Origin of the sequence: Pseudarthrobacter sp. C4D7, assembly GCF_013359725.1 — a bacterium.
Lineage (GTDB): Bacteria > Actinomycetota > Actinomycetes > Actinomycetales > Micrococcaceae > Arthrobacter.
The window spans coordinates 56,966-75,890 of record NZ_JABFMW010000023.1 but is presented as its reverse complement, the minus strand read 5'-3'; the positions used below and the strand labels follow the sequence as shown (position 1 = coordinate 75,890).

The 18,925-nt window shown below is 67.8% G+C and carries 15 protein-coding genes; 10 read left to right on the top strand and 5 right to left on the bottom strand.

Annotated elements, in window-relative coordinates; translation table 11 throughout:
- From HNO81_RS15240 to HNO81_RS15205, 8 genes are all read left to right on the top strand, one after another.
- The coding region (locus tag HNO81_RS15240) for an alpha-galactosidase (RefSeq protein ID WP_175318951.1) at positions 1-1,205 on the top strand (1,205 nt) is incomplete at its 5' end.
- Between the two features lie 118 nt (positions 1,206-1,323).
- Complete coding sequence (locus HNO81_RS15235; protein WP_175318950.1) at positions 1,324-2,376, top strand: D-2-hydroxyacid dehydrogenase; 1,053 nt, start codon at positions 1,324-1,326, stop codon at positions 2,374-2,376.
- A 17-nt stretch (positions 2,377-2,393) separates the two neighbouring features.
- Positions 2,394-3,131: a fumarylacetoacetate hydrolase family protein gene (locus tag HNO81_RS20195; RefSeq protein ID WP_175318949.1), complete on the top strand. Its 738-nt coding sequence runs from the start codon at positions 2,394-2,396 to the stop codon at positions 3,129-3,131.
- Positions 3,132-3,225: 94 nt separating this feature from the next.
- The gene (locus HNO81_RS15225; RefSeq protein WP_175318948.1) at positions 3,226-4,023 is read left to right on the top strand and encodes an IclR family transcriptional regulator; all 798 of its coding nucleotides are present in this window, start codon (positions 3,226-3,228) and stop codon (positions 4,021-4,023) included.
- Between the two features lie 158 nt (positions 4,024-4,181).
- Positions 4,182-5,531, top strand: a complete 1,350-nt coding sequence (locus HNO81_RS15220; protein ID WP_175318947.1) for an MFS transporter — start codon at positions 4,182-4,184, stop codon at positions 5,529-5,531.
- Entirely contained in the window at positions 5,528-6,475 is a 948-nt protein-coding gene (locus tag HNO81_RS15215; RefSeq protein ID WP_175318946.1) for an NAD(P)-dependent oxidoreductase, read from the top strand. The genes HNO81_RS15220 and HNO81_RS15215 overlap by 4 nt, the downstream gene beginning before the upstream one ends.
- Positions 6,476-6,561: 86 nt before the next feature.
- A complete protein-coding gene (gene glgX, locus HNO81_RS15210; RefSeq protein ID WP_175318945.1) occupies positions 6,562-8,613 on the top strand; it encodes a glycogen debranching protein GlgX in 2,052 nt (683 codons plus the stop codon).
- Between the two features lie 141 nt (positions 8,614-8,754).
- Positions 8,755-9,390, top strand: coding sequence for a PAS and ANTAR domain-containing protein (locus HNO81_RS15205; RefSeq protein ID WP_175318944.1), 636 nt, complete (start codon positions 8,755-8,757; stop codon positions 9,388-9,390).
- 31 nt (positions 9,391-9,421) lie between these two features.
- Here HNO81_RS15205 and HNO81_RS15200 read toward each other — a convergent pair whose 3' ends face one another.
- From HNO81_RS15200 to HNO81_RS15180, 5 genes are all read right to left on the bottom strand, one after another.
- Entirely contained in the window at positions 9,422-10,309 is an 888-nt protein-coding gene (locus tag HNO81_RS15200) for an AraC family transcriptional regulator (RefSeq protein WP_217509480.1), read from the bottom strand.
- 31 nt (positions 10,310-10,340) lie between these two features.
- Positions 10,341-12,680: a beta-galactosidase gene (locus HNO81_RS15195; RefSeq protein ID WP_175318943.1), complete on the bottom strand. Its 2,340-nt coding sequence runs from the start codon at positions 12,678-12,680 to the stop codon at positions 10,341-10,343.
- Positions 12,681-12,693: 13 nt separating this feature from the next.
- Positions 12,694-14,013: a cellulase-like family protein gene (locus tag HNO81_RS15190; RefSeq protein WP_175318942.1), complete on the bottom strand. Its 1,320-nt coding sequence runs from the start codon at positions 14,011-14,013 to the stop codon at positions 12,694-12,696.
- The gene (locus tag HNO81_RS15185) at positions 14,010-17,327 is read right to left on the bottom strand and encodes a DUF5107 domain-containing protein (RefSeq protein ID WP_175318941.1); all 3,318 of its coding nucleotides are present in this window, start codon (positions 17,325-17,327) and stop codon (positions 14,010-14,012) included. Before HNO81_RS15185 ends, HNO81_RS15190 begins: the two co-directional genes overlap by 4 nt.
- A gap of 118 nt (positions 17,328-17,445) precedes the next feature.
- Positions 17,446-17,835, bottom strand: a complete 390-nt coding sequence (locus tag HNO81_RS15180) for a YgjV family protein (protein WP_175318940.1) — start codon at positions 17,833-17,835, stop codon at positions 17,446-17,448.
- A 222-nt stretch (positions 17,836-18,057) separates the two neighbouring features.
- On the opposite strand from HNO81_RS15180, the gene HNO81_RS15175 reads away from it, so the two are divergent.
- Both HNO81_RS15175 and HNO81_RS15170 read left to right on the top strand, forming a co-directional pair.
- A complete protein-coding gene (locus HNO81_RS15175) occupies positions 18,058-18,507 on the top strand; it encodes a helix-turn-helix transcriptional regulator (protein ID WP_175318939.1) in 450 nt (149 codons plus the stop codon).
- The gene (locus HNO81_RS15170) at positions 18,504-18,923 is read left to right on the top strand and encodes a VOC family protein (protein ID WP_175318938.1); all 420 of its coding nucleotides are present in this window, start codon (positions 18,504-18,506) and stop codon (positions 18,921-18,923) included. Before HNO81_RS15175 ends, HNO81_RS15170 begins: the two co-directional genes overlap by 4 nt.
- Positions 18,924-18,925 lie beyond the last annotated feature (2 nt).

The following is an 18,925-nucleotide window of genomic DNA, read 5'->3' as shown; positions in this document are numbered from 1 at the left end:
CGGAGCTGGGCGTGGAACGCTTCGTGCTCGACGACGGCTGGTTCCGCGGCCGCCGGGACGACCGGGCCGGACTGGGCGACTGGTACGTCGACGAAACACTCTGGCCCGACGGCCTCACCCCCCTGATCGACGCCGTGACTTCCCGTGGCATGGAGTTCGGCCTTTGGGTGGAACCGGAGATGGTGAACCTCGACTCCGACGTCGTCCGTGCGCATCCCGAGTGGATTGTTGGCCCGGCCGTCCGGAGTTACAAGGACGGCGGCCGCCTGCCGCTCGAATGGCGGCAGCAGCATGTCATCGACCTTGTTAACCCCGATGCGTGGCAGTACATCTATGACCGCGTGGATGCGCTGCTGCGGGAGAACAACATCAGCTACCTCAAGTGGGACCAAAACCGCGACCTGCTCGAACACGGCCACGCCGGCCGTTCCTCCGTCCACGAACAGACCCTCGCCGCCTACCGGCTGTTTGACGAACTCCGTAAGGCCCACCCCGGCGTTGAGATTGAAAGCTGCTCCTCCGGCGGCGGACGCGTTGACCTTGGCATCCTGGAGCGGACGGACCGCATTTGGGCCTCGGACTGCAATGATGCGCTGGAGCGCCAGACCATCCAGCGCTGGACCGGCGTCGTGGTGCCACCGGAGCTGGTGGGCAGCCACATCGGCCCCACCACCTCGCACACCACCGCCCGCACCCACGACCTCTCCTTCCGCGCCATCACCGCACTGTTCGGCCACTTCGGCATGGAATGGGACGTCCGCCAGGTCACCGGGGCGGAACGGGAGGAACTCAAAAAGTTCATCGCCCTTTACAAGGAGCAGCGGAACCTAATCCACAGCGGACGGATGGTCCACGCGGACGTTGCGGATGAGTCGCTGATGCTGCATGGTGCAGTATCAGCCACGGCACCTGAAAAGGGTGCGACGGCGGCCCTGTTCGCCTTGGTCAGCACCCGCACCGCCGTCGCCGAACAGCCCGGCAGGGTGGCCATTCCCGGGCTGGAGCAGGACCGCGACTACCGGGTGGAGCCGATCTTCCCGGCCCCCGGCGACGCGGACTACAGCCATAACTTCACACAGGTCCGGCCGCCGGCGTGGCTCGCCGACGGCGCCGTAGCCAACGGACGGTTCCTGGCGGAAGTGGGCCTGCCCATGCCCGTCCTGAACCCTGAGCACGCGGTGCTGCTGAGGTTCACGGCCCTGTAACGACGCAACGGCGCGCCCCGCCGCTCCCCTGCTCTTCGCAGCAGGAGAAGCGGCGGGGCAAGGGTCATCTTACGTACAGCTGTTCACTATTCAGAACGATGCCCAGTATGCTGTACACATGACTTCCACCAAGACCGTGGCCATCGCCGTCCCGCTCGAAGCTGAGTTTGTGGACCAGATCCGCGCCGTTGATCCGTCCGTCACCGTCCTTTATGAACCGGACCTCCTGCCACCGGAACGCTTTCCCGCGGACCACTCGGGCGATCCCGCCTTCACAAGGACAGACGAACAGGAACAGCGCTACTGGGCGATGCTCAACAGCGCCGACGTGCTGTACGGCTTTCCGAATGAAAGCCCCGACGGACTGGCGCGCATCGCCCGGGAAAACCCGAAGCTGGAGTGGGTCCACGCCATGGCCGCCGGAGCGGGCGGAGCAGTGAAGGCATCCGGCCTTGAACAGGACATCCTGCAGAAGTTCAAGATCACCACCTCCGCCGGCGTCCACGCCCTGCCCCTGGCGGAGTTCGCCGCACTGGGAATCCTCAACGGCTTCAAGCGCAGCGCCGAACTGGCTCAGGACCAGGCCGCCAGGAACTGGCCCAACCTGCGCGTTCCCACCCGGCTGGTCAACGGATCGACCCTGGTCATCAGCGGCCTCGGCGAAATCGGACTGGAAACGGCCCGGATCGCCCGGGCACTGGGCATGAAGGTCAGCGGCACCAAGCGCAGCGTGGAGCCCATCGACGGGATTGACCAGGTGGTGGACAACGCCGGCCTTCCAGCCCTCCTGGCCACGGCAGACGCCGTCGTCAACACCCTGCCCGGCACCGCCTACACGGAAAAGCTGTTCAACCGGGACTTGTTCGCCGCCATGAAGCCCGGGACCACCTTCGTCAACGTGGGCCGCGGAACCGTGGTGGACGAAGAAGCGCTGCTGGAGGCCCTGGACAACGGCCAGGTGGGCTACGCCTGCCTTGACGTCTTCGCGGTGGAACCACTGCCGCAGGACAGCCCCCTGTGGAACCACCCCAAAGTCATGGTTTCGCCGCACACGTCAGCCCTCAGCGCCGCCGAGAACCGGCTCATCACCGAGCGGTTCTGCAGCAACCTCCGGACGTTCCTCGACGGCGGGGATCTCCCCCACCTCGTGGACACCCTCCACTTCTACTAGGACGGGGCGGAGAACCGGTGCGCATCGCCAGGATCCAAACAGCCGCGGGCCCGCAGTACGCCGTTGACAGCAACGGCGCCTGGGCCCACATCATCGACCCGTTCGCGGAGGCCCTCAGCTACACCGGCGGCACCACCGCCCACAACGAGGCCACGCTGCTCGCCCCGGCGACGCCCGCCATCGTCCTGGGCATTGGCCATAACCGGACGCTGAATGACCACCCCCTGCCCATCCAGGCATGGCACAAGTCCGTCCACACCGTGGCCGCGCCGGGCGACTCCATCACCGCGGTCCGGGACCACGGCACAGTCAATGCGGAGGGTGAGCTCGCCGTCGTCATTGGCAGGACCGCCAGCAACCTGACCGCAGGGAACGCCCTGGACCACGTCCTGGGCTACACCTGCGTCAACGACGTCACCAACGTGGACCAGAACGCCGTGGATGAGCGGAACTTCCAGGGCAAGTCCGGCGTCAACTACACGCCCCTGGGCCCATGGATCGAGACTGACCTTCCGGACCCGGAGCGGGTGGCCATCGACGTTCACGTGAACGGAACCGTCAAGGCCACCTCCGGAACGTTCAACCTGCCCTCCACCGTGGTGGACTGCCTGGTCTACGTCACCGCGTGGCTGACCCTGCAACCCGGAGACGTGGTGATGACCGGGGCGCCGGCCACCGTAGTCCCGATCGAACCCGGCGACCGGGTGGAGATCTCCGTGGCCGGCATCGGCACCCTCAGCAGCCCGGTGGCCTGACAGCAGCGGCGGGTCCATCAGCCGCCCTTATGATGGATAGCGTTCAGTTGAGTGAACAGCAGCGCAGCCTGCCCTGGCGACCCAAAGGAGAATCATGGCCGATTCCCATGCCCCCGCGTCATCCGACAAGCCGGGAGCCGCCTCTCCGGCGCCGGCCGTGACCCGGGCAGCAGCCGTCCTGGACGCCCTCTCCGCCTCCGCCACGGGCCGGCTGACCCTGAGCGACCTCTCCCGCGAGGTGGGAATTCCCAAGTCCTCCACCTCCAACCTCCTGCTGGCCCTTGAGGAGGCCCGGCTGATCAGCCGGCAGGGTGCGGAGTTCACACTGGGCCGGAAGCTGGTGGAACTGGGCGCAGCCTACCTGGGCCGGATGGATGAGGTGCAGGAGTTCTACCGCTACTGCGAGCAGGCCTCCGTCCTCTCCCGCGAGACCGTGCGGATCGCCATGCTGGACGGCACCAACGTCATCTACCTGGCCCGGTACGAAGGCCACCCCGCGGTACGGCTCACGTCCAACATCGGCGACAAGATGCCGGTGTCCCTGTGCGCCGTAGGCAAGGCCCTGATTGCGCGGCTTCGCGACCATGACCTGGAGGAAATGTTCCCGGACGATGCCGAGCTTCCCGTCCTCACGCCCAAATCCCTGCGCACCGGCGCGGAGCTCAAGGCACAGCTGAAGGAAATCCGCGAGCAGGGCTTTGCCTTCGAGGACGAGGAATCCACCACCGGTGTGGTGTGCCTCGCCGTCTCCGTCCCGACCCGTGGCGCCCATGGCCCCAGCCTGGGCCTGTCCGTGACGGCCCTTAAGGCCACCTACACGCCGGAACAAGGCTCGCAAATGGTCAAGGAACTGCAGGAACTGGCCCACTCCCTGGGCAATCCCATGGGCTAGTTGCGCGGCACCCCGGCGGACTGCCGTAAAACAAAATCGAAAACTGTTGCTTGTTGTTCAGCTTGCTGTATTGTGTTCAGCATAGTGATCGACACAACAGGTGTTGCCGCTATCCCACCAGGCCAACGGGGGCCTGGAGTGCATTAGAGGGAGTTTTCGTGACAACTCGTACTAACTCACCGCAGGCCACCACGGACGGCGCCGTCGTCGATCCGGACCAGCTGCGAAGGGCAACACTTGCCAGCTCCGTAGGGTCCGCCCTGGAGTACTACGACTTCTACATCTACGGCCTGGCATCGGCCCTGATCTTCGGTCCGCTGTTCTTCGCCCCGCTCGGCGAGAGCGGAGCCGTCATCGCCTCCTTCGCCACCTACGGCGTCGGTTTCGCGGCACGGCCCTTCGGCGGAGTGGTCTTCGGCCACATCGGGGACCGCTTCGGCCGCAAGATGGTGCTGATCCTGACCATCGGCCTGATGGGCCTCTCCAGCTGCGCCATCGGCCTCCTGCCCACCTTCGAGCAGGCGGGAATGCTGGGGGCGGTGCTCCTGGTGACGCTGCGCATCCTCCAGGGCCTGGGCGCCGGAGCCGAGCAGGCAGGCGCCACCACCCTCATCTCCGAGGTGGCCCCGCGCCGTCGTCGTGGTTTCTTTGCCTCCCTGCCGTTCGTCGGCATCCAGCTGGGCACCCTGCTGGGTGCGGGAACCTTCGCCCTGATGGCCCTGGCGGACAAGCAGGTCCTGCAGGGCTGGCTGTGGCGCGTTCCCTTCCTGGCCAGCATCATCCTGATCGCGATTGCCGTCTTCATCAGGCTCCGGCTCAAGGAGACCCCGGTCTTCCAGGAACTGGAAAAGCACAAGGCCGTCATCAAGAATCCGGTGGGCCAAATCTGGAAGCACTCCAAGAAGAACGTGCTGGTGGGCATCGGCCTCCGCATGGGTGAGAACGGCAACTCGTCCATCTACTCCGCACTGCTGGTGTCCTTCATCAGCATGCCGGCCGGCGTCTTCCCCGGCGACAAATTCATCGGCCCCACCGGACTGCTGATTGCCGCGGGCTTCGCCGCGGTGATGGTTGTGGCCTTCGGCGCCCTGTCCGACCGCTTTGGCCGGGTTCCCGTGTACCGCTACGGCGCGCTTTTCCAGGCCATCATTGCCCTGCCGGCCTTCTACCTCGTGACGCTGGGCAATGTCACCCTGGTCTGGGTGGTCATGGTGGTGGGCATCGCCCTGGGCGTGCAGTCCATGCTCGGCCCGCAGTGCGCCCTGCTCCCGGAACTCTTCGGGTCCCAGCACCGCTTCACCGGCGTGGCCCTCAGCCGGGAACTTTCCGCGGTACTGGCCGGCGGCTTCGCCCCGATGATCGGCGTGGCCCTGCTGGCGGCGACCAACCACTCCTGGCTGGTGCCCGCGATTTACTCGCTGGTGCTGGCGGCCATCTCATTTGCCACCACGTTCTTCACCCCGGAAACCAACGGCCGCGACCTGGTCCTCGTGGAGGACGCCAAGTGAACTCCGGCAACACCAGCCCGGCGGACCCCGCGCCCAAGCGCGCGGGGTTTGTCGGGCTGGGGCTGATGGGCGCGCCGATGGCCGCCAACCTGCTCACAGCAGGATGGCACGTGAAGGGATGGAACCGCTCCCCCGCCGCCGTCCGGGACCTGGAGGCACTGGGCGGAGCCGGCGTCAGCCAGGTGGCGGACCTCCGCGACGAACCCGTCATCATCTTCATGCTTCCCGATCTCTCCTTCATCGAGGACGCCGCGGCGGGCCTCCTTGATGCGTGGCGGTCCGCACCGCCCGCGCCGGGAACCCTGGTGGTGGTGATGAGCAGCGTGTCGCCGGTTGCGGTCCGCGCTTTCGGCCAGGCCGTTGCCGACGCAAGCAGCGGGAACGCCTCGGTGCTCGACGCGCCGGTCAGCGGGGGTACGGTTGGCGCGCAGCGGGGAACCCTGGCCATCATGGCCGGCGGATCCGCCGGGGACTTTGAGCGGGCGCTCCCGCTTTTGGCGGCGATGGGAACCTCCGTCCGCCGGCTGGGCGACGTGGGGGCGGGCTCGCTCGCCAAGGCGTGCAACCAGCTGATCGTCGGAACCACGACGGCGGCACTCGCCGAAGCCGCCGAGCTTGCGGAGCGCTCCGGGCTGGATGTCGAAGCCCTCTTCGAGGTCCTGTCCGGTGGCCTCGCGGGCAGCAGGGTGCTGGAGGTGGTGGGCCCCCGGCTCGCCGCAAAGGACTACACGCCAACGGGACCGGCAAAGTTCATGCTCAAGGACCTGTCGTTTGTCCTGGAGGCCGCCGGCACTGCCGGCACCGCCGCACCGATGGCGTCAGCCGGCGTGGATCTGTACATGGAACTGGTGGCCCAGGGCCTCGGCGACCAGGACCTGGCCGTGGTGCGGCAGGCAATCGCCGCCTTGGGCGGAAGCTCCGCCGCAGGGGATTCCACGCATTGATGACGCCGTCCAGGCCGCGCCAATGTGCTAAAGGTAAGCCTGCTTAGTATCCTTGGGGAATCACTCTTCAGAGAAACGAGTATTCCATGAGTCCGGCTGCTGCCACGCGTTCCCTTCCCTATCCCCTGGGCGTCACCTTGCGGGAGGGCGGCGCGAACGTTGCCATCTACTCCCAGACAGCGGACGCGGTGGAGTTCTGCACGTTCGACCAGGAGGGCGCCGAAACCCGGACCACCCTTCCTTACCGCACCGGCCACGTGTTCCATGGCCTGGTTCCGGAGGTTGGCGTCGGCACCCGGTACGGCATCCGCGTCGACGGCGCCTGGAACCCGGAGGCCGGGCTGCGGCACAACGTCAACAAGCTGCTCCTGGACCCGCACGCCACCGCCATTGAGGGCGGCTACGAGTGGGGCCAGGCAGTGTTCGCCCACGACATGAACGAGCCGGCCGAACTGGATGCAACGGATTCCGCCGCCTCGGTTCCCCGCTGCGTGGTTACGGACAATACTTTCGACTGGGACGAGGGCTCCCCGGACGTCGCACCCCGCACACCGTTGGCCGAAACCGTGGTCTACGAAGTCCACGTCAAGGGCTTCACCCAGCAGCACCCGGACGTCCCCGAAGAGATCCGCGGTACCTACGCCGGCCTGGCCCACCCCGCGGCCATCAAGCACCTGACGGACCTGGGCATCACCGCCGTCGAACTCCTGCCCGTCCACCAGTTCGTGCAGGACAGCCACCTCGAGGAAAAGGGCCTGCGCAACTACTGGGGCTACAACAGCATCGGCTTCTTCGCCCCGCACGGCGACTACAGCTCAGCAGGCGACGGCGGCGGCCAGGTGGCCGAATTCAAGGCCATGGTCAAGGCGCTGCACGCCGCCGGCCTCGAGGTCATCCTCGACGTCGTCTACAACCACACCGCCGAGGGCAATCACATGGGCCCCACCCTGTCCTTCAAGGGCATCGACAACGCCGCCTACTACCGGCTGGTGGAGGGTGAGGAATCGGCCTACTTCGACACCACGGGCACGGGCAACAGCCTCAACGTCGGCCACCCTGCTGCACTGGGCCTGATCATGGATTCGCTGCGGTACTGGGTGACGGAAATGCACGTTGACGGCTTCCGGTTCGACCTCGCCACCACGCTGACCCGCCAGGACGGCAGCGCCGAGCTGCACAGCGCCTTCCTTACCCTGATCGAACAGGATCCGGTCCTGGCCCCCGTAAAGATGATCGCCGAACCGTGGGACACTGCCGGCTACCAGGTGGGCGGATTCCCCGCAGACTGGTCCGAATGGAACGGCAAGTACCGCGACGACGCCCGCGACTTCTGGCACGGCGGCGAGCAAGTGCTGGGTGACTTCGCGCAGCGCTTCCTGGGCAGCCCCGACGTGTACGAGGGCAGCCGCCGCGCCCCCGTATCCAGCGTCAACTTCATCACCGCGCACGACGGCTTCACCCTGGCCGACCTCACGGCCTACGACGAGAAGCACAACGATGCCAATGGCGAGGACAACAACGACGGCGAGAGCGACAACCGCTCCGCCAACCATGGCATCGAGGGTCCCACTGACGATCCTGCCGTCAACGAGCTCCGCGAACGGCAGCGCCGGAATTTCCTGGCAACGCTCCTGCTGTCCGCCGGCGTCCCCATGATCCTCGGCGGCGATGAGATGGGCCGCAGCCAGGGCGGAAACAACAACGCCTACTGCCAGGACGACGAGATCTCCTGGTTCGACTGGAACAAGGTGGACACTGGCCTCCTGGACTTCACGAAGGACCTCATCACTCTCCGCCGGGACAATCCCGCCCTGCGCCCGGACTGGTTCCGCCAGGCTCCGGAGATGGGAAGCGACAACTCAGTACAGGTGCTCCGCGCTGACGCGCAGGGCTTCGAGGGGGACGACTGGACCGCGGACCACCGGGCCATTGCGTTTGTCCTGGAGCACAAGGACTCCGACTCCTTCGCCGTGCTTTTCAACTCCGCAGACAACGGTGTGGAGTTCACGGTCCCCGGCGCCCCGCAGCAGGAATGGGAGCTGGCGCTGTCCACCGACCCGGACCAGCAGGTGGAAGCACCAGTCAGCACCCTGATTGTGCGGGACCGTTCGGTAACCGTCCTGCGCTCCCGGGCCTGAGCCTCTTCCGTGGCCCGGCGCCTCTGGTGCCCGGGCTGCGGACGGCTCCGGCTGCTAAGTGGCATATGGATTGCCATATTCTTGTGCTTTCAGGCCGCGCCAGGGGGAGGCGAGGCGCAGGACGTCGGAACAGGCCCTTTATTGAAACCAAGCAGCAGGCACCCGGACTCCGCGCAGGGTAACGTCCAGCACACGGATTTCCTCAACTGCCCCACCGGATTTGTTGAGTACTACTTCACGGACGGGGTCTTCCGCTGGTCCGACGGGCTGTTCCGCATCTACGGGTATGAACGGGGCGAGGTGGTCCCGTCCATGGACATGGTGCTTCCCCACATCGAGCCCGAAGACCGGCCAAGGGTGCAGGCCTACTGGGAGCACGTCTCCACCAAGGGCGGCCCGCTGTCCCTCTATCTCTCCATCCGGGACCGCAAGGACCACCAGCACAAACTGCTCTACTCCGCCGACTACATCATGGACGGGGACACACCGGTTGGGGTGTGGGGCGTGGTGGTGGACCTCACCACGTCCATCCACACGGACCGGCACCAGCTTGCCACCGAGGCCGTGGCCGCATCCGCGCTCAACAGGGCAGTCATTGAGCAGGCCAAGGGCGTCCTCATGGGACGCACCGGTGCCAGCGCAGACCAGGCCTACGAGCTCATCAGCCAGTTGAGCCAGGACACCAACCGCAAGGTCTACGCCGTGGCGCAGGACATCGTGAACCGCGCCACCGTCCGGGCCGGGGATCCGGGGAACCAGGGCCAACCCCTGCCCTAGCAGCGGTGGCTTCGGCATGCCCGTGCCAGGACTACCCTTTCCGCTCGGCCCGGTACCCACTCGGACTGACGCCGTGCAGGCGCCGGAACTGCCGGGAAAAGTAAAACTGGTCCCGCAGGCCCACTTCAGCGCCCACCTCCGCGATGGACAGTTCGGTGGTGTCCAGCAGATGGCGGGCCCGGGCCATCTTGAGGGCCGTGTGGTGGGCCAGCACTCCCCCACCGGTCGCCCCGCGGAACAGCTTGCTGAGGTACGACGGCGACACCCCCACCACGGCGGCCAGCTCGGCCAGGCGGATGGTTCCGTCCGTCCTTTCCTCCAGGTAGGTCAGTGCCTGCTGGAGCGGCGTCCCCTTCTCCGGTGCGCGGCGGTCCACGGCCAAAGTCGTCAGCAGCCGCCAGGCCATCCCGGCCGTGGCCACCAACCGCGCCGGCGACTGGTCCTTTTCCAGGGACGTGATGATCTCATCCAGCATGGCCGTCAACCGGTCCACGGCCACCAGCGGGATGATGGGCCGCTCCGGACGAAGGCCTGCTTCGGCGGTCAGTTCCGCCACCGCGGTTCCGCGCACGTGGCACCACCAGATGGTCCAGGGATCGTCCGTGGCCGCGCCGTAGGCGTGGGCCTGTCCGGTTCCGCCAACAAGGACGACGGCGGTTGCTTTTCCCACGTCAGTCCGGACACCGCCGGTTTCGACCCATCCCTGTCCGCTGACGCAGAGGATGACGATGGTTTCCTCCGCCCCCTCGGGCCGGTGGCGGCCATGGTCCTCCGCGGCCGGGAACACGCCGGCGTCCGTGACCACCAGGTGCCGGGTGACCGGACGGGTGAGTGCCTGGCGGACCAGTGGCCGGGGCACCACCACCAGCCGCTGGTTGGGGAACCCGTGGGCCCGCTCCACATCCGCTCCCTCCGTCATGAAATGTCCATGATATGACGGACGGGATGCGCTAGCCGCGGGCTTCCCGCCACGGAGTCCAGCTGACCAGCTGGACGCTGTCCAGGGCCAGCAGGTCGCCGTCTGCTGTGTCCCGACGGAGCTGGGCGGCCGCCGGGACACCCACGTTGGCAGCCTTGGGCAGCGGAAGGATTTCCAGGACGACGTCGGACCCCGCCTGCACACCGGCGTCGCTGGTTTCGAGGATCCACGGGGAGCCGTCCCAGAAGCGGTCGGCCACCACCCGGCCGTCCACCCGGAGCCGGGCCACGTCCCCTGCCCAGGCGATCTCAAGCTCCGTGGGGCCGGACGCGGAGGCGTGTGCCGCCGTCGGAAGGTTAAGCCGGTAGGCCGCCGCCAGCCTGCCGATGGCTTTGCCGTCCGGGGCTGCGGCGCGTCCGGCCAGCGAACCGAAGGAAGCCGGGACCGGCTGCGCGGAACGGACCAGCTGGACGGGAATGGACCGGCGTGCCGGGTGCACCGTGTCCGCGTCCACGGCCACGTCCTCGAATCCAGCGAGGGCCGGGCAGTAGCGCCGGACGCAGGGCATTCCCAGTGACCTGCCGGCCAGTCCTCCCTCCGCATCCACCCACAGCGGGCCTGGGGAGAGCACCAGCTCCCGGCCGCGTGCCGTGTCCAGGACCCAGGACTCATCGGCCAGCGCGGCCGGCAGCAGCAGGATCCCCAGGACACACCCGCCCAAGGCAGCTCTCAACGTCACCGGCGCGGACGCACTAACCCGGTAGGCGCCTCCGCCCCGGGCAGTTGCGGGCCCTTCCAGGACCGTCCCTTCCGGGAAGCACAGCGCCGGTTCGATGCCGGGTTCGGCGGCAAGGACCAGCGTCACTGTGCCGCCGGTTTCCAGGATGGTGAGCGGCGTCGCGGTGGCCCACAGCATCCGGACACCGCCGGCTTCCAGGTTGACGGGCCATGCGGCGATGGTGCCCGGGGGGATGTCCACGGGGGATGCAGGAAACGTCATTGCCCCGGTATCCAGGCCCAGACGGAACTGTGCAGCGTTATATGCTGCCAGCGGCATATGCGGTTGGTGCCACGTAATGAAGACAAACCCGGACTCCCCATTTGAGCGGAGCGCCCACCGCAGGGTCGCCGCATCCCCCACCTCACGGGGTATGACATCCGGGAGCGTGGACGGCATCGCCGCAAGCTGCCCGCCGAACGCTGCCAGGAAGGCATGCTGCCGCCGCAGCAGTGCAAATCCAGGTGCCAGCCTGCCGGACGCTCCAATCGGGGCGTGGAAGTCGTAGTCGAACACCGGGAGATCGTTGGGATATCCCGTGGCCTGTGACTCCTGGAGGCCGGCAGCGGGGTTGGTCCCGCCGGTAAACATGTAATAGCCCTGCCAGGCCGAACCGCTGCCGACCTTGTTATTCGCCACCGCGGCCACATCCCTGCCTGACGGCCACGGCCGGCGTTGGTAGGCCGTGGCCATGCCGCCGGTCAGCTCACAGGTGGCCGGCGGATAGAGATCACTGCTGGGCCGGGGCGGCTCAGCGCTGCTGCCGGTGAAGTGCCCGCGCAGGTCGGCGCCGATGCCGGGATCGTCCCACTCATGGCTGAAGAAATAATGCGCCCGGAAGGTGGGGTCCCAGGGGGCATCGGCGTCCACCCAGAATCCGTCGCCGTAGCCGCCGAAAACAGGCATCACCTCATCCAGGGGCAGATCAGCCCCGCCCCACGCCGTCGCCGTCCAGAGGGGCGCACCCAGCCCGGCCGAGCGGGCCAGCTTCTTCAGCTCAATGATGTGCCGGGGCTGGTCGTACAGCTCGTTCTCCAACTGGATGCCGATGACGTTGCCGGCCGGCCCGGTCAGCCCCGTGAGCTGGCCGCCCACCAGATGGAACCAGCGCTCCACCAACGCCAGGTACGCAGGATCGTTGGTGCGGTGTTCGACGGCGGCCGCCTGCACCCAGTCCGGGAAACCGCCGTTGCGGACCTCCCCGTGCGCCCAGGGGCCGATGCGCAGGACCACGTCCAGGCCAAGCGATGCGCACAGCCGGACAAAGGCGGCCACGTCCAGGTTGCCGTCGAACCGCGCTTCCCCTTCGACGGGCTCGTGGTGGATCCAGAAGACGTAGCAGGCCACCACGGTGATGCCCCCGGCCTTCATTAGCCGGAGCCGGTCCTCCCAGCGGTTGCGCGGCAGCCTGCTGAAATGGATTTCGCCGGACACCGGAACCACCGGGCGGCCGTCGCATTCCAGGTAGCGGTTGGTGATCCGCCACCGGCTGTGCACGTCCTCGGTGTTGCTCATGGCCGGGAGCCGAAGCTCGGACGTGCCGGGGGTGTGGACGGCGGTCAAAAGCTGGCGGGCGGTGGTGTGGTCAGGCATGCAGGGGCTTCCTTCAGTGTGCGGGGGCGGTGTGGATGAGGGCATTGATGCGGCGCTGCCACGCTTCGTCGGCCCACATCGGATGGTGGGGCGCGGCGTTGGAGCAGGGGATCATCCCCCAGACGCCGTGTTCCAGGGCCGTCCGGATGCCGTGCCAAGCCAGGTCCCGCCCTACAGGGCCCTCCTCAAACGTTCCGCGCAGCGGGGTGTACCCGATCCAGCCCTCACCTACCAGTGCCGGGATGTCCTTCCACCGCGCCCAGGCGGCAATGGCAGTGATGCGGGACTCGATTTCGCGCCGCATCACCTCCCGGTAGGGTCCGTAGCCGTTGTACAGCCAGGTGTCCCACGCCTCGGGGTCGATCCAGTCGTAGCCGTAGAACATCTGGTCCGTGACCACGGTGGCCCTGTACTTCCATTCCGCCAGGCGTCCGTAGTCCACAAAGGACGGCGCGTCCGGCCGCAGCAGGGACCGCAGTTCCGGGCTGGGGAACCCGGCCGTACCCTCGGAGCGGATGTCTATCCGCCGCTGCAGCGCATCCAGCACGCCGTAGCTGTAGACGTGGAACTGTGCCGCGCCCAGGCCGTCGGGAACGGTGTGCATGGCCAGGTGCGGCGGCTTGCCGTAGCTGGCCGTGACCAGCAGGTCCGGGTGCAGCCGCCGCAGCCGCTGCACCTGCCTGCTGCCGCCGTCGTCCAGTGCCGGGAGGATGGAAAAGTCCACTTCGTTATGCAGTTCCACCAGGGCGATCCGGTTCCGGTGCCCGGCGGCGGACACTGCCCGGATGAGCCGGTCCCACGCATCCGCCAGGACGCGGTAGCGGTCGTCCAGCGGGACCGCGTCGATGGCCTCGAACCACCGGGGGGACGCCGCAAACACCGGCGACTGCTGGTACTCCCAGCTGGCCAGGACCAGTACCAGGCCGTGCCGTTCCGCGGCATCGAACAGTTCCAGCAGCCGTTGGCCCAGGTTGACCCGGTAGCCGCCGGGGGCGTCATACCAGCGGGTCCCGCGGCCATAGATTCCGCCGTCGGGCGCCGTCCCCAGCCCCTCAATCTCCAGGTCCTCCGCGAGCGCGTCCAGGCCCAGTCCGCCGAACAGCAGCAGCGGCGCGGCGCAGATGCGGATGGCGTTGTAGCCGAACTCCGCCGCCTTGGCGCAGGCTTTGTCCAGGTCCGCGTAGGGGCCGCCGTCCTCGGCGCGGGTGTACCAGGAGAAGTCCCAGAGGCTGATGGCCAGCCGGGCTGGGAGGTGCGGCGGCGGCGCTCCGGTCAGGGTACGGGTGCTGCTTTCGAGGGTTCCGGACCCAAGGTACCGCTGGGGATCAGTCATGGGGAAACTCTTTCCATTGTTCGTGCCTGCACGCCCAGCAGCCGGCCGCGGTGGGCGAGATCCCGGAGGTGGGCAGCGGCCGCGCCGCGGGACGCGGCGGTATCGGTGCTGAACAGCAAAAGCTCCGGCAGCGACGTTGCGAAGTAGTCAGGAGCGGCGGGAGCTGCCGCCAGTTCCGCGGCCCGGCTTTCCAGGCTTTCCCAGATCCGGTCCGCCTGCTGCTGTTTGCCGAGCCGGATGCAGGCAACACCCCGCCAATAGTCGGTGGGCCCCACCGGCTTGGCCTCCACTGCCAGCACGTTCGCCGCGGCGCAGGCCCCGGCCCAGGCAGCCCGGGCGGCGGGTGCGTCGCCCATCCGTTCCAGCGCATCACCCAGTGCCACCAGCCGCTCGGCCATGATGTCACCGGGGTGCCGGCCCTCGCCCAGGTTCTCCGGCGCATCCATGCCCTCCCGCAGGAGGGCCGCTGCCGCCGTCGGCTGCTGCTCCATCATGGTCCGCGCCTGCTGGACGGTGGCGTGGTCGTAGGCGGCGAGCGCCAGCCCCTCACCCCCTTCAAAGGGCTGGAAGGTTCGCGAGCGCAAAAGGGCCACGGCGTCCTGCGGCCGTCCCGCGTCGGTCAGCAGGTCGGCATAGAGGACGGCAAGGTCGTCGCGGGCCAGGACAGCAGGACCGTGCTGTTCGATGTCTGCGATCCGCTGTTCCGCGGGCAGCCCGGCCAGTCCTGCCAGCACGGCCCGCTCATAGACGAGGCGGGGGTCGCCGGGGCTCAGCTCCAGGGCACGGGCGAGGTAGTTGGCGGCAGCAGCTAGGTCACCTCCGGTGTTGGCCAGGGCCAGGGAGGCGTTGCGCCACACCACCGGGTTCCGGCTGCCGTGCGCGATGGCCCGTTCCAGGTGGCCCAGGGCGTCGGAGATCCTCCCGGCGTCCAGCAGCCAACACCCCAGGAGCCCGTGGGCCACGTGGTCGCGCGGATCAGCGTCCAGGGCGCGCTGCAGCGCGTCGTGGTCATCCAGTCCGTAAGGGAATGCATAGGTGGTGTCCGCGCGCCGGGCCTTGGCACGTTCGGCCGCCGCGGCGTCCGGGTCCAGGAGCTCCTCCAGCCAACTGGCGCGCAGGTAGTGCCGGAGCGGGCCAGGACTGCCGAAGGCCGGATACTCCCCGCCGCCCTGTTCGGCCTGGGTCAAGTCCAGGGCGCGTTGCCATTGCCCCGTGCGGGCCAGCCAACACGCAACGGTCAGCGCGGTTTTGGGATCCGCTGCGTCCAGGGACCCGTCCAGGGCCCGGGCCACGGGATCCAGGGGGTCGGACGCCAGGGTCTCCTGGAGCAGCTGCTTGCCCTGGTCCCGGCGGCCCAGCACTTCGAGCGCCAGGTAGCGGAGGTGCCGCGCCTCGGGGCTGGCGCTCTCCAGGGACAGAGCGGCATCAGCGTGCTGCAGGGCCTGGGAGGCGTCCCTGGCGCGGAGGGCGAGCCGGGCCAGTGCCAACCGGGCTGGATGGGCCCAGGCCCTGTCCCAGGCCGCCTTCCCCCACCGCTCCCGGGCTTCGACGGCCAGGCCCAGCCGTTCCAGGACCAGGCCCAGCCGGTAGCTGGCCTCACCGCTTGGCGGGTTCAGGTTCCGCAGCGTCAGGCGCCCCAAACTGTCCTGCAGGTGGGTGCGGGCCGCGGCATAACGGCCTTCCCGGTACCTGGCCGCGCCGAGCGCACTGCACGCCCGCGAGTCCTGCGGATCCCGGCGGAGCATTTCCTCGAGGTACGGCAGGGGTGACCTGCTGGGGTGCCGGTTCTGGGCCAGGTGCGTTGCGGTGACAAACAGCTCGTCCTGGCTTTCCATGTCCCGGGGCTGGGCCGGCTCAGTGGCCACCCAGGGCTCGGGCGTTGTCCCCACTGCTTCCTGCGGGGTCCAGGACAGGAGTTCGCTGCCGCCGTCGAACACCCGGAGGGTGAAGTCGCCCGCCGCTGCGGGCGCGTCCAGCTCAACGGTGGCGGTGAACGGATGGGCCGGCGAGAGGACCTCGCGCCAGGTCCGGAGCGCCTGGCCGCGGTGTTCAAGCACCACCGCCGCCTTCTCCCTGCGCGCGGTGGTGGAAACCCCAACGGTCACGGCGTTGCCCGGCCCGTCCAGGGAAAGCGCGACGGCGGCGTCCAGGTTCGCCTGGTGCGCCGGCCCCATCCGCCGGATGGGGTACCAGTACTGGCTGAAGGTGCGTACCTCACCTGGGGCGAGGTAGCTGAAGTCCGGCTGGTTGTCGGTAAAGACGCCCGCCATCAGCTCAACGTACGGGCCGTCGTCGTCAGTCAGGTGCCTGTCCCAGGCCTTCCCCACGGCACCGTTGCCCCACGTCCATTGCTTCTTTCCCGGCGCGATGCTGCGGTCCGCCCAATGGACGAACCCGGCACCGGCGTCGTGGTCGTACCCGCCGAAGAAGCTGTCCGCGGTGTCCGTCACCATGTAGGAGGTGGGGACTGGAATGTTGGCGTAGACGTCGAGCCGGTCCGCCGCCGGACTCCCGGCCCCGGCAGCCAGCGCCGGATAATCCACCCCGTAATAGGGCCGGTCGGCGCGCGGGAACGAGGTGACAGCCCTGCGGGCGTGGTCGGCCACGTAGCGGACATCGGTGGGAAAGAAGGACTGGTAATTCCCGTGCGCCCGGGCGGCCACGTTGGCCCACCACAGAAAGGTCTGCGGCTCATCGGTCCGGTTGTGGAGCCGGGCTTGCACCTCAATAAGCGAACTGCCCGGCCTGAGCCGTACCCCGTGGGTACCTCGCATCCGCTGCAGCGGGTCCAGGTCGCTGTGCCACACCGTCACGTCCCCGTCGTCGGAGCGCTCGACAGCGGTTTCCACGGGCAGGAAGGTGGCGGGCCTGTGGTGCTGGGGCCAGTTGAACTCCACTCCGCCGGAGATCCATGGCCCGGCCAGGCCCACCAGCCCGGGCTTGATCACGTTGTTGCGGTAGAAGAAGTCGTACCCGGCCGTCTTGTCGTAGCCAACATGGATGCGGCCGCCGATCTCCGGCAGCAGCATCAGGCGGACGTACTCATTCTCCAGGTGGATGGCCTGCCACAGCCTGGGCCGTTTTACCGCCTCGATGCTGTCGATGAACGGCATCGGATACACCTTGCCGCTGGACCCCTGGTAGACCCGCCGGTCCAGGAACAAGGGATACTTGTCCGGCTTTCCGGGGACATAGGTGTCAATCCACACGGGTTCGCGCCAGCAGGCCACGCCGCCTGCCGCCAGGACTGACTGCTGCTCGGGCGGGGCATCAGGCAGGACAATCCTGCTGCGGTCTTGGGGTTCGTTGGTCACCCCTCAAGGCTAAGAGGATTGGAAACCGTTTTCCATGGCAGAAACGATTGGCTATATGGACGATCGTGCACTCAGGCGGCGCCCAAGCCCAGCGTGCACCGCGGTCCCCTATGAGCGGCTACAAAGCCAGGCGGGGTCCCTCTGCCATTGCGGGCGCGGCGCCCACCGCGGGCAGGGCCTCAGTGAAAGCCTCCACCACCGCCAGCTGCCCTGTGGAATCGGGGACGCCGGGGTACTGGATGTGGGCAGCCTCGAGCGCTTCAGCAGGCACCTCCGCCTCACGCATTCGGACAAGTGCCACGGCAGAGATCAGGAACCAGGCAATATTGGTGACCACGGACGGCCAGGCACCATGCAGGGTTCCATTGATGATGAAGGCAACGGAACCGAACAGGTTGGCGGTCTGGAACCCCTTCCCGGCCTTGAGCCATCCCATGGAAACTGCGAGATAGGCACTGAGAATCGCAACAGCGCCTGCCCAGCCGGCGATTTCCCACAGCAGTTCCATGGCGTCCTTTCAAGGGTGCCCTGCGCAGAATCCGGGCAGGGGTAAGAGGGGGTGGTACGGAGGTTTTTGCCGGTGCCGGGTTTACTCAAGCCGTGGTGGGGCGAGGACCTCATGGTGGTCGGCGGGATAATCATACCCCTCCGGAATGCCTGCCTTGACCGGGATGGATGGGGCCGCCCGTGGCTCTGGACAAGGCCCCCGCCGCGTAGCACGATCGAAGCTGTGACCAGCAGTCCTGCCTCCGATCCGTACCTCCGCGAACTCACCCAGCTGAGGCGCGTCAAGGACCGGATGGACCGCGAATATGCGCAGCCGCTGGATGTCGAGTCCCTGGCCCGGGATGTCCACCTGTCTGCCGGCCATTTCAGCCGCCGCTTCAAGCTGGCCTACGGCGAATCCCCTTACAGCTACCTCATGACGCGCCGGATCGAACGGGCCATGGCGCTGCTCCGCAAGGGCGACCTCAGCGTCACCGAGGTGTGCTTCGCCGTCGGGTGTTCCTCGCTGGGCACTTTCAGCACCCGCTTCAGCGAACTGGTGGGTATGCCGCCGAGCGTCTACAGACAGGAGGCGGCGGAGTCGACGGCAGGGATCCCGGCCTGCGTGGCGAAACAGGTCACCAGACCGGTCAGGAATCGAGAAGCGCCGGCCCGTGAGCCGTCACTAGCATGACTGCCATGGACATCAACATTTCCTCAACCTTCCTTCCCGCCACCGATCCGGACGCGTCCCTCGCCTTCTACCGGGACGCACTCGGCTTCGAAATCCGCAACGACGTGGGCCGGGGCGCCATGCGCTGGATCACCGTGGGCCCCACCGGCCAAAAGGACGTCTCGATCGTCCTGCACCCGCCGGCCGTGGACCCGGGTATCACCGAGGACGAGCGCCGCACCATCACCGAGATGATGGCCAAGGGCACCTACGCCACCATCGTCCTGTCCTCCCCCGACGTGGATGCGGCATTCGCCAAGGTGGAGGCAACCGGCGCGGACGTCGTCCAGGAACCCATCGACCAGCCCTACGGCATCCGGGACTGCGCCTTCCGGGATCCGGCCGGCAACACGGTCCGCATCAACCAGCAGCCCTAGGC

What these genes read in the sequence shown, in the direction of transcription:
- HNO81_RS15190 (WP_175318942.1), bottom strand. Translation starts at nt 14,013, where the DNA reads ATGACTGATCCCCAGCGGTACCTTGGGTCCGGAACCCTCGAAAGCAGC.
- HNO81_RS15200 (WP_217509480.1), bottom strand. Translation starts at nt 10,309, where the DNA reads ATGACGGAGGGAGCGGATGTGGAGCGGGCCCACGGGTTCCCCAACCAG.
- HNO81_RS15180 (WP_175318940.1), bottom strand. Translation starts at nt 17,835, where the DNA reads ATGGAACTGCTGTGGGAAATCGCCGGCTGGGCAGGCGCTGTTGCGATT.
- HNO81_RS15170 (WP_175318938.1), top strand. Translation starts at nt 18,504, where the DNA reads ATGACTGCCATGGACATCAACATTTCCTCAACCTTCCTTCCCGCCACC.
- HNO81_RS15235 (WP_175318950.1), top strand. Translation starts at nt 1,324, where the DNA reads ATGACTTCCACCAAGACCGTGGCCATCGCCGTCCCGCTCGAAGCTGAG.
- HNO81_RS15225 (WP_175318948.1), top strand. Translation starts at nt 3,226, where the DNA reads ATGGCCGATTCCCATGCCCCCGCGTCATCCGACAAGCCGGGAGCCGCC.
- HNO81_RS15195 (WP_175318943.1), bottom strand. Translation starts at nt 12,680, where the DNA reads ATGCCTGACCACACCACCGCCCGCCAGCTTTTGACCGCCGTCCACACC.
- glgX (WP_175318945.1), top strand. Translation starts at nt 6,562, where the DNA reads ATGAGTCCGGCTGCTGCCACGCGTTCCCTTCCCTATCCCCTGGGCGTC.